Genomic DNA, 561 nt, shown 5'->3' with positions numbered 1-561 from the left:
ATCGGCTGAAATATTGGGATGTATGCGTCACATGAGTGTCAATATGTTGCGGGCAGAAACAACCAAAAAAGCCAGCATTCGCCGAAAAAGGCGGTTTGCGAGTATGGATATTAACTATTTGGATAAGGTCTTAGTCGCAGGATTTAAGGCGTTAGGCAAGAAGTGAACATTCACGCTCTTGCCCTGGTTATTTAGTTTAATTAAAAATCAGGGGGTGGTTTTTGATTGGCACTTTCCTCAAAGGCGTTAAGCCATAAACATATGGCCTCTGTAGACATGTAATATTATGATTATAAAGGAAATTAATAATCATCCATCCACATTTTAAACGTTCACATCTTATACGTCACGTACTAATTAAGGGGCAAAAAAGCCCCTTATTTTTATCCGGTACTCTGGATAATAATGCCAGTTTTTTTAACATTACGGCAGGCACACCCTCGAACACGAGAGTGATATATGTGTATTAGTCCAGATTAGATCTGACAACTACCGGTTATTTATACAGGTGTCTGTCAGGTTAAATCTGGGTTAAATTCTTTTCTGCCCAGAGTCGTTTTC

1 pseudogene is annotated in these 561 nt (G+C 39.0%); it reads left to right on the top strand.

Features of this window, described 5'->3' with window-relative positions:
- Positions 1–166: pseudogene (locus tag Xkoz_RS23665) on the top strand (ISAs1 family transposase); the annotation flags it as partial.
- Positions 167–561: the final 395 nt, after the last annotated feature.

It is taken from the genome of Xenorhabdus kozodoii (genome assembly GCF_002632875.1).
GTDB classification, from domain to species: Bacteria; Pseudomonadota; Gammaproteobacteria; order Enterobacterales; family Enterobacteriaceae; genus Xenorhabdus; species Xenorhabdus kozodoii.
The sequence above is the reverse complement of the archived record's forward strand: the minus strand, read 5'-3'. Positions and strand labels throughout refer to the sequence as shown.